Source organism: uncultured Maritalea sp. (genome assembly GCF_937139385.1).
Lineage (GTDB): Bacteria > Pseudomonadota > Alphaproteobacteria > Rhizobiales > Devosiaceae > Maritalea > Maritalea porphyrae_A.
The window spans coordinates 1-8921 of sequence record NZ_CAKZPW010000027.1; the positions used below are offsets into that span (position 1 = coordinate 1).

Annotated in this window: 11 protein-coding genes; 3 read left to right on the forward strand and 8 right to left on the reverse strand. The window is 50.5% G+C overall.

Annotated features, from left to right (window positions below):
- A partial coding sequence (locus Q0231_RS01135; protein ID WP_299343934.1) for an aminotransferase class IV occupies positions 1 to 615 on the forward strand: 615 nt, incomplete at its 5' end.
- A gap of 30 nt (positions 616 to 645) precedes the next feature.
- On the opposite strand, the gene Q0231_RS01140 is transcribed toward Q0231_RS01135, so the two are convergent.
- The 6 genes from Q0231_RS01140 to Q0231_RS01165 form a co-directional block, all read right to left on the reverse strand.
- On the reverse strand, positions 646 to 1116 hold the full coding sequence (locus Q0231_RS01140) for a molybdenum cofactor biosynthesis protein MoaE (RefSeq protein ID WP_299343937.1): 471 nt from the start codon (positions 1114 to 1116) through the stop codon (positions 646 to 648).
- 1 nt (position 1117) lies between these two features.
- The gene (moaD, locus tag Q0231_RS01145; RefSeq protein ID WP_299343940.1) at positions 1118 to 1369 is read right to left on the reverse strand and encodes a molybdopterin converting factor subunit 1; all 252 of its coding nucleotides are present in this window, start codon (positions 1367 to 1369) and stop codon (positions 1118 to 1120) included.
- Positions 1366 to 1914, reverse strand: a complete 549-nt coding sequence (gene pgsA / locus Q0231_RS01150) for a CDP-diacylglycerol--glycerol-3-phosphate 3-phosphatidyltransferase (RefSeq protein WP_299343943.1) — start codon at positions 1912 to 1914, stop codon at positions 1366 to 1368. The genes moaD and pgsA overlap by 4 nt, the downstream gene beginning before the upstream one ends.
- A gap of 52 nt (positions 1915 to 1966) precedes the next feature.
- Positions 1967 to 3853: an excinuclease ABC subunit UvrC gene (gene uvrC, locus Q0231_RS01155; RefSeq protein ID WP_299343946.1), complete on the reverse strand. Its 1887-nt coding sequence runs from the start codon at positions 3851 to 3853 to the stop codon at positions 1967 to 1969.
- Positions 3853 to 4518 (reverse strand): SDR family oxidoreductase, encoded by a 666-nt coding sequence (locus tag Q0231_RS01160; RefSeq protein WP_299343962.1) that lies wholly within the window; start codon positions 4516 to 4518, stop codon positions 3853 to 3855. The genes uvrC and Q0231_RS01160 overlap by 1 nt, the downstream gene beginning before the upstream one ends.
- A gap of 96 nt (positions 4519 to 4614) precedes the next feature.
- A complete protein-coding gene (locus Q0231_RS01165) occupies positions 4615 to 5589 on the reverse strand; it encodes a calcium/sodium antiporter (protein WP_269395262.1) in 975 nt (324 codons plus the stop codon).
- A 170-nt stretch (positions 5590 to 5759) separates the two neighbouring features.
- Between Q0231_RS01165 and Q0231_RS01170 the strand changes: the two genes are divergently transcribed.
- Entirely contained in the window at positions 5760 to 6371 is a 612-nt protein-coding gene (locus tag Q0231_RS01170) for a hypothetical protein (RefSeq protein WP_299343951.1), read from the forward strand.
- Here Q0231_RS01170 and Q0231_RS01175 read toward each other — a convergent pair.
- Together Q0231_RS01175 and Q0231_RS01180 are read right to left on the reverse strand one after the other, a co-directional pair.
- On the reverse strand, positions 6368 to 7222 hold the full coding sequence (locus Q0231_RS01175) for a DMT family transporter (protein ID WP_269395260.1): 855 nt from the start codon (positions 7220 to 7222) through the stop codon (positions 6368 to 6370). The two genes, Q0231_RS01170 and Q0231_RS01175, sit on opposite strands and share 4 nt — an antisense overlap.
- 19 nt (positions 7223 to 7241) lie before the next feature.
- Entirely contained in the window at positions 7242 to 8279 is a 1038-nt protein-coding gene (locus tag Q0231_RS01180) for a DUF1176 domain-containing protein (RefSeq protein WP_299343956.1), read from the reverse strand.
- 154 nt (positions 8280 to 8433) lie between these two features.
- Between Q0231_RS01180 and Q0231_RS01185 the strand changes: the two genes are divergently transcribed.
- Entirely contained in the window at positions 8434 to 8724 is a 291-nt protein-coding gene (locus Q0231_RS01185; protein ID WP_269395258.1) for a hypothetical protein, read from the forward strand.
- The last annotated feature ends 197 nt before the right edge of the window (positions 8725 to 8921 follow it).

Genomic DNA, 8921 nt, shown 5'->3' on the forward strand with positions numbered 1-8921 from the left:
GTTGATGCCTATATGCGCCCAGTTGCGTTTCGTGGTTCTGCCGAACTGGGACTTGGCGCGCACAATAATCCGGTGCATGTGGCCATCGCAGCATGGGAATGGCCCAGCCTATTTTCCCATGAAGACAAGTTGAAAGGCACACGCCTTGCCTTGTCTGACTGGCGTCGCCCAGCACCAACCTCAGCACCGTTCGCTTCAAAAGCTGCCGGTCTTTATATGATTTGCACCTTGTCCAAACATGCGGCCGAAGCGCGTGGTTTTGCAGATGCGATGATGCTTGATTATCGGGGTCAAATTGCTGAAGCCACTGGCGCAAATGTGTTCTTTGTTAAAGACGGTGAAATCCACACGCCAATTCCTGATTGCTTCTTGGACGGCATTACCCGTCGTACCGTAATTGGCTTGGCACGTGAAGCTGGGATCAAAGTCACCGAGCGGGTGATTATGCCTGAAGAACTCGGCAATTTTGACGAATGCTTCCTGACAGGCTCAGCTGCAGAAGTTGTGCCGGTTGCTGAAATCGAAGGGAATATCTTCCCTGAGCGCGAGATTTGTAGCGCGATGATGAAGGCCTATTCGGCTGAAGTTCAGCCAAAGAAAGCTGCTGCTGAATAAGCATTTAGCTAATAGAAATTGAAACGCCGCCTAAACTGATTTGGGCGGCGTTTCTGTATTCCACTTGTTCTTGGCGTCATCATCGGCTTTTCGGTGTTCAACCCATTTCGCGCCATCTGAAGTGACTTCTTGCTTCCAAAATGGGGCGTCTGTCTTTAGCCAATCCATGACGTAGTTTGCCCCATCAAATGCCGCTTGGCGGTGGGGAGATGCGGCCATGACTTGCACGATGACTTCACCGACTTTCATGTCGCCGAAGCGATGAATGACGGCGATGTCGACGAGTTCAAATTTTTCCATGGCCTCTGTCGCAAATCGTTCGATCTGCTTTTTTGCCATAGTCGGGTGATGCTCAAGTATAAGTGCATCAATAGGCTTGTCAGGCGTTGAGCGCACCAGGCCGGTGAAAGTTACCGTTGCACCGGCGGCGCCATCAGTGGCAAAAAATGCGTTGCTTTCAGCACCGGGGTCGAACGGCTCTCGTTGAATGCGCACCCACATATTAGCCGCCTGTCATGGGCGGGAAAAATGCAATTTCGCGCGCGTTGGCGATTGGGGCATCATGGTCAACCAGCTCGTCGTCGATCGATGCGCGGATGATGGCACGGTCTTCGAAGGCTAGGGCGAACCCTTCGTCATTGGCTGATTTCCAATCGATCAACTGATCAATTGTGGTCACTGCTTCGGGCGGTGCAACTTCTTCTTGGCCTTTGTTCATGCGCTCGCGCAACCACGCGAAATAGAGAATCTTCATTGTTCTTCTTTGGTTAGATGGGGCCATGCACCCGCAAAATACTCATAGCCTGTGTAAAGGGTCAAACCAGTGGCGAGCCACATGAAGGCACTTGCTGCCAAGTTGAGGCCCGGTACAATGGGCAATGCCATTACTAACCCGAGGGCCACAAGTTGAGAAGTGGTTTTGTATTTTGCGATGCCTGAAACGGGGATGATGATTTGTTGTGGCCCCAAAAACTCGCGCAATCCAGAAACTGCGATTTCACGCATGAGGATGAAAACTGCTGCAAATGTGAGGGACGCTGAGAAGCTGCCCTCATAGGCAAATGTGATGAGTAAGGCACCGACAATCAGTTTGTCAGCGATAGGGTCCAACATGCGGCCAAGGGAAGATACGACGTTGAGTTTGCGCGCCAGATAACCGTCCAAAAAATCGGTCAAGGCGGCAATCACATAAAGCGTGAAGGCTATCCATTGAGCGGTGAGGTTGTTCATCATGACCAGGGTCACGATGAGCGGAATAACCGCGATGCGCGACATGGTAAGAATATTTGGTATGTTCACTTAATTGGTCCCCTTTGCCTTGTCCCCAAGCAAGCTGAGTTGTGTGGATAGGTCAAGAGCGATTGAAATGATCGTAGATGTTTTGCGCCATTTGTTTGGAAATACCGGATATGGATTGCAAATCTTTCAACGTCGCACCACTCACCGCTTTGGCCGAACCAAAATGGGTAAGCAGCGCTTTCTTGCGCGTCGGGCCAATACCTTCGATTTCATCAAGCGGGTTCTTCACAATCTGTTTTGATCGTTTGGCTCGGTGCGTGCCGATCGCAAATCGGTGCGATTCATCGCGCAAACGTTGCAAATAGTAGAGCACTGGGTCGCGCGCTGTCAGCATAAAGGGTTCTCGACCTTCAAGGATAAAAGTCTCGCGGCCCGCGTTGCGTTCCTCGCCTTTAGCGATACCGATAAGGGTCACCTTTTGGGGTAAGTTGAACTCTTTGAGCGTTTCGCGCACGGCGGTCATTTGGCCCTTGCCACCATCGATCAGCAACACGTCGGGCCAATCGGGCATGGCGTCTTTATCTGCATCAGCGCTGTCATCTGCGGGTTCATATTCATTGACCAGCCGCGTAAACCGGCGGGTGAGCACCTCGCGCATCATGCCAAAATCATCGCCAGGCGTGATGTCTGTCGATTTAATATTGAAGGTGCGGTAGTGCTTTTTGGATAGGCCCTCGCGCCCCGCAACCACCATTGCACCAACAGCGTTGGTGCCTTGAATGTGGGAGTTGTCGTAAACCTCTATGCGGCGCGGTGGCGCGTCTAATCCGAACGTTTTGGCCACACCCTCCAACAATTGAATTTGCGATGCACTTTCGGACAATTGGCGGCCCAATGCCTGGCGGGCGTTGTTGAGCGCATGTTCCACCAGCGAGCGTTTTTCGCCGCGCTGTGGCGCTAGAACCTCGACTTTTCGGTCCGCTCGAATGGCCAAGGCTTCGGCCAACAATTTAGGTTCTTCGACCGGATGTGACACGAGTACCAATTTTGGAGGGGTGCGTGCTTCGTAGAACTGCGCGATGAAGGCGGTGAGCACTTCTTTCTCGTCATAGCTCTTATCTGCGCGTGGATAGTAAGCGTGATTGCCCCAGTTTTGGTGCGCGCGGAAAAAGAACACTTGAATGCAGAACTTCCCTGCTTCTTGGTGTATGGCAAAGATGTCCGCGTCCGACACGGACTGCGCACTCATATCGCCCTGACCTTGGATCAGCGAAAGCGCGGCGATGCGATCGCGCAACATGGCGGCGCGCTCAAAATTCATTTCTTCAGATGCCTTTTGCATTTCCAAAGAAAGATCGGCCTGCACGGTCCGCGACTTGCCGGATAGAAATTTGACCGCATCATCGACAAGTTGTTGATAGTCTTCAATCGAGATTTCGCCGGTGCAAGGCGCCGCGCAACGTTTGATTTGATGTTGCAAACACGGTCGGGTGCGCCCCTCATAATAGCTATCTGAGCAATTGCGCAGCAAAAATGCTTTTTGCAGTGCGGCAATGGTGCGGTTGACGGCTGTAACCGATGCGAAGGGGCCGAAATAGTGCCCGTTTTTTCGGCGCACGCCCCGATGTTTGGTGAGTTCGGCAGCCTTGTGCTCGGTCGCCATCAGAATATAGGGAAAGCTTTTGTCGTCGCGCAACAAAACATTGTATCGCGGCTTGAGCCGCTTGATCATGTTGGCTTCTAAAAGCAGCGCCTCGCTCTCAGTGTTTGTGGTGACAAACTCCATTGAACGCGTGGCCGAAATCATGCGGCCAATGCGAACCGAATTGCCATCGTAGCGGGTATAATTGGTGACGCGCGCTTTAAGGTTACGCGCCTTACCCACATAGATCACCGTACCCGCTTCATCAAACATGCGATAAACCCCCGGGCCTGAAGGCAGGGTTTTGACAAATGATTTGATGATTTCAGGGCCGGGTAGTTGGGGTGCGTCGCTCATTATTGCGCGATGTTTTCACCTTTATGCGTCCACTTCAAGTGCTCTCCACCATCTAGTGCAAGCATTTGCCCGGTCATTGAAGGGGCAGAAAGAATGAACCGTACTGCGTTGCATATTTCGTTGAGCTGCGGCCCAACCTTGAGGGGCAATGCTGCGATCTCTTGTTCAAAATCTGATTGGTTTTGATGAATGTTCTTGATGGTTGGTCCTGGCCCAATGGCATTGACTCGCACTTGTGGTGCCAAGGACTGGGCCATGGTTTGGGTTGCGGTCCATAGGGCGGATTTGGACAAGGTGTATGAAAAGAAGGTTGGCTTGAGCGCCCAAACACGCTGATCAATCATGTTGATGATGTTGCCGTGCTGATCTTTGCTTAGTTGTTTTGCAAATGCACTCGCTAAGAAGACGGGTGTTTCCGCATGGATTGAGAAGTGCTTTTGCCAAAGGTCAGCGGATAAGTCTGCAATGCTGTCGGGTTGAAAAATGGACGCATTGTTTATTAAGATGTCGATCGGGCCGAACAGTTCGCTCGCCCTTTCAATTAGGCTGTCTCTTTCATCCCTGTCCAACAGGTCGGCGCCGATGGTCGCTGCAGTGCCGCCTGAGGCGATGATATGCGCGGCCAAAGCATCGGCTTTCGCGCCGGAACTATTGTAGTGAATAATCGTGTGCTAGCCATCGCTCGCCAAGGCTGTTGCAATGGCTGCGCCGATACGGTCTGCGGCTCCGGTTATCAGTGCAACACCTTTTGACATTGCTGGCTAAATGCTCCCCTCAATAACACTGTGGCCAACTTGAAACACGAAGTACATATATACGATGTAAAGACCGGCCATGATTAGCCCTTCGAATCTTCCAATACTGCGATGCATAAAGACAATGGGCAAGAGTGCTGCGGAGACAAGCAACATCACCCAATAATCAAAGGTGAGGAAATTGATATCCACATGGAGTGGAATGATCATGGAAGTGACCCCAATGATCGACAAAATATTGAAAATGTTAGAGCCAACCGCGTTGCCAATGGCAACGGCCGATTGTTTCCTTAGTGCAGCTGCCATGCCGGCAGCAAATTCTGGTAGTGACGTGCCAAGGGCAACGATGGTCAGACCCACGGTGCTTTCAGCAACGCCCATTACAGCGGCGATGGCCAATGCACTGTCTGTGGTCAGTTTTCCGCCCAATGGCAAACCGATGATGCCAATAAGCAGGTAAATGGCGATCTTGCGAGTATCATCGGGTGCATCGTCAATTTCTTCGACGATTTCCTCAATCGCTTGACCCTTTTTGCGCATGCGGTTCGCTTCGACGCCGTTATAAACCAAGTAGGCGGCGAGTAAGGCCATCAGAATGAGGCCGTCGGCAAAGCTAATCGTTTGATCCAAGCTGAGGAAGATCAGCAGCACGCTCACAAAAACCATAAAAGCAGTTGAGCGGCGCAATCCGGTTTGCTTGCAATCGATGGAGAAGAATAGTGCGGGTACACCCAACACAAATAGGATGTTGGTGATGTTGGAGCCAACCACGTTGCCGATTGAAAGGCCCGGTGCGCCTTCTGCCGCTGCCGACAAAGATACGACCAATTCGGGTGCGGAAGTCCCAAAAGCAACGACCGTAAGACCGATCACCAAAGGAGGGATTCCCATGCGATTGGATAGACCAACAGCACCACGAACCAATAAATCACCCGTTACAACTAACGTGGCTAGGCCCAGTACGAGCAGCAAATAGTGCATTTGAACCTTTTTCTTTAAAACGCGTGCGCTTGGTAGTGGCAAAGATCGACGTAAAACACAAGAGTGTCACATATGGTGATCAGGAAATATATGTAAAGACATCACAACTGAGTTGATGCGCTGGCCACACAATTATTTTCCACATACTGTTTTAACAGTAGGGGAACACGATGCTGACCAACACACATATTCTGATCGCTGCGGCCGCTTTGACGCGGCCCAGGTTTTCTAAAAGTCAAAACCTGATTGTGATTTTCGGTGGATTGTTCCCCGATCTCTCGGTGTTTATTATGGCATTGGTGGGGCGGTTGCCCGGATCGGAAGTTGCCAATCTTTGGCGAAAGCCTGATGGGATGTATTGGCAGGAGCCTTGGCAGTTTTTGTCGGCGCTTTCCAATTCGATTCCTCTTTATATTGTTGCGTTGCTTGTTTTTATGTTTCTGGTGCGGCGGCAGCGAGGTTTTCGGGGCCTGTGGCTTGCGTTTGCGCTGTTTTCTGCCGCATGCCTGATGCATGTATTGTTTGATCTGCCCGTGCATGCGGACGACGCGCATGTGCATTTTTGGCCGTTGACCGGAGAGCGGTTTCACTCGCCAATTTCCTATTGGCAGTCCCAATTTCATGGCAATTGGGTCAGCGCTTTCGAGGTCGTATTGGGTCTTTTATGTGCGACCGTAATTTGGCGACGGTTTGGTTCTTTGTTGCCGCGGTTGGGCCTGTTTGTTTTGGCGTTGCCCTATGTGTTGGCCATTGGGTTTTTACTGCGAAGAATTGTCATCTAGCTCTGTTTTTTGAACATGGTTGCGAGTGCGACGCCGAGCAATATTAATGTGCTGGCGATGATAAATCGAACGCTGAGTTCTTCACCAAGGAACAAAATGCCACCAGCTGCAGCAATAGCAGGCACCGTAAGCTGCACAACGCCCGCGCTGGTGCGTGCAAGCTGTGGCAATATTAAATACCAAATCGCATAGCCAACACCTGAAGCCAATGCCCCCGAAAGCGCGGCAAACAATATGCCTTTGGGATCTGTGGGCCACATGTTGGAGACAAATGCTAAACCAAGTGTGACACCAAGAATTAAAGGCAAAGTTCGCACGAAATTTCCCATTGTGTCCTCTAGCGGGTTTTTTGACCCGCGCCCGAGCAGTGAGTAAACGCCCCAGCTGATTCCAGATGCGACCATCAAGCCCGTGCCAATGGGATCTGGGGCCACAAGCCCAGGGGAAACCAGATACACAAAAGCGCCAAATGCCAAAAGGATGCCGACAATTTCAATTGGGCTGGGGCGTTCGCCTTTTACAATTGCCCATATGATCATGGTGATTTGTACAGATGCAAACAACACCAGAGCACCAAGCCCGGCGCCCAGTGACAGATAGGCGAAGGTGAAAAAAATCGCATAGAAAAAAAGAGCGAATGAACCGTTTGTGCTGCCGCTGCCTTTTGGATAAGTCCACGAACGTTTGTGGATGGCGACGATTAGTAGCAACATGAGTGCGCCGGTTGTCAGCCGAATGGCTGTGAACATGATGGGCCCAATTTCAGTTTCCACTAGGGCAATACGTGTGAAGACGGAATTTGCTGCAAAAGCGACCATCGCCAAAGTTGTTAGCGCAATGAGTTTTAGCATGTTGGCTCAGATTCGGTTTTTACGGAAAAATTTGTGGAAATGACATGTCGGCATCGTCAGCATAGCCGTCACATTCAGATTTGGCGAAGAATTTGAGCATCTTAAAACCATATTCTTGCCATTGCCATTCTCCTGCTGTGCCACAGTCCCCCAGTCCGCGTCCTTTGTAGTAGCTCGTTAGAATGCGCGTTTGTGGGTCAAAACCGGCGTTGAAAAGCACGTCTGTTCCGGTCCATCCCAGACTGTCCCAATAGTCGACAAAGAGAAGCTTGGAAATATCGCCGTTGTCGACTGATTGCCTATAAAATGCGTAGGAGAAATTGTAAGCTCCGGCGCTGCAGGGCACCATGTAGAGCAAAGTGGAATTGTTGACTTGGTGGACTTGCCAATCCTCACCGTGCACCAATTCTGTTAGCGGATCGCAATTTTCATTTTTGGCGTGCTTGGCGATGATCTCATTTGGCAATGCTTCAGGCAGCGGCAGTTTTGGTTCCGCAAGTTCTAGACCTTTCGGGATATCACCTGCGACGCGTGCATCGCCAACCCGTCCTTGTTGCTCGTCGATCCATAATAATGCAGCCGTTAATCCAGAAAGTGAAAATTCAATATCAACACGTCGGCCCTGTTGATCATCAAAACTGGCCTTCAACCGGTTGCCCGCCAACATGGCCGACAGTAATTTTGTCGCATCATTATTGAGCAGGAAGATGTCATTTATCGCACCATAGGCAAGGGCACTGTCCCCTTTGGTGAACCAGAAGCTTTCCTCACCCACCCAAAAATAGAAAGTTGTGGTGTTCGATGGCATTGTGAGAATTGGGGTTATCGATATTTCCCACTTGTCGTTGCTCTTGTTCCGACCAACGCGCAACCAGTGGTCCGCCACAGCGCCATTACCTGGATTTGGGTTAATATACGATATTGCAGAGCAATACCCAGTATCGGTCTTGCATGCTGCTAGCCAGTCTTTGAAGTAGGCGCGTTTTTCGCCAGGCGTTTGGGCTTGGGCGGGCAGAACGCAAAATAACACCAATGTGAGCAATGTGATTAACCGCATCGAAAATCTCTCCTCATTCTCTTCTAGCATATCAATAATCGCTGTAATTGGAAGGAATACAACATTCCAGATGCGGAATATGATTTCTTTCTCAATGCTCCTAATCTTTGTAAACTATCACTCAGGGATATTTGATTTTTGGGGGAGAGGATAGATGGAAACGGCATTTTCAATGCTCGTGCAACTTGTTGCCGGCGGATTTGGCGCCGTTCTGATCGCTTGTATAAAGCGCGAAAAACATTTCAACACAGCTGAAATCACCATTGTCGGTGCCCTTAGTGGCTTGGTCGGTTATGCGTTGATAAGTGCTATTCCCGCATTCGGCTCGTACTTCAGCATTGCATTTATGGGCGAAGCAGTTGTGGGACTGGGGGCTGGCATGTTGTTTGGGTTGGCGGTTTTCATCGTCAAAGACGCAATTGAAAACGCAACCCGCGAAAGTTGATGCTGCACCAATTGTGCGCCCCCTTAAATGTACATTTCTGCCCGCAACCATTGTTGTTTGCCGTTGGCCCTAAAGCGTACGCTTTACATAGGTTTCGCGCACAATTTCTTTGATATCTACCGAAATGCTACCCACATCAGTTAAGCGCTGAGATGCTGCCTGCAATATCGAGGATGTCACTTCTTGCTTTTGCGCAA